1 protein-coding gene is annotated in these 862 nt (G+C 41.3%); it reads left to right on the forward strand.

The window, feature by feature from the left end; genetic code table 11:
- Positions 1 to 434 (forward strand): ABC transporter permease (locus tag A3729_RS08545; RefSeq protein ID WP_156497813.1); only part of this gene is annotated, 434 nt, incomplete at its 5' end.
- Positions 435 to 862 lie beyond the last annotated feature (428 nt).

Below are 862 nucleotides of genomic sequence, written 5' to 3' on the forward strand. Positions count from 1 at the left end.
CAGCAACGAAGTCGATCATACTTGCCTTGATTATTCTCGCAACGGCGAGCCTGTTTGTACCGCTACAAATAGCGCATCCGGTTTGGATGATGGTCTTCCTTGTGATGACGGCCATTACCTTCAGCTTGTTCGGTTTTATTATCGGCATCTGGGCCGATAACTTTGAGAAGCTTCAGGTGATTCCTTTACTGGTGATTACGCCTTTAGTGTTTTTGGGCGGTACTTTTTACTCTGTCAACATGCTGCCGCAGATCTGGCAGACCATCACTTTATTCAACCCTGTTTTGTATTTGGTAAGCGGCTTTCGCTGGAGCTTTTACGAGATTTCAGACGTCAGCATGGTAGCAAGTCTGGCGGCTATTAGTGGCTTTCTGCTTCTGTGTATTGTTGGCGTATGGTGGATATTTAGGACAGGGTATCAGTTGAAGAAATAGCTAAATGATTAGGGTCAGCGTCAAAAATGACTTTTTTCGCTGATCTTAATTTGATACATCTGTATTGGTGAAATAAAAACGAAGACAAAACTCCTCTGAAACCCGCATTCCTTGGTAGCCCAAAAACAGGGTTTGATGGAATTAAAACGAAGACAGTTGTAAGTTGTTGATAAATAATGTTGGTTGCCTATATTTTGAGTTTTTTCTTTGTGGCCTTATTCGTTCCTCTGTTTTCTGATTTTCAGCCCCTCATTTCTAGTGAATTATGATATCTTGATGTTTTTAGTCGCGGCGATTGATTCATAATGTTCTCAGTGTTTAGAAATAAGACGGACCTTCCGAGCAATCTTGAGTTCGAACAAATAATACTTGAACTCCCAGAAGAACAGCGCTCAATAGATAGAGATAAAACAGACCTGATTATCGGC

The sequence above is a fragment of the Oleiphilus sp. HI0043 genome (assembly GCF_001634935.1).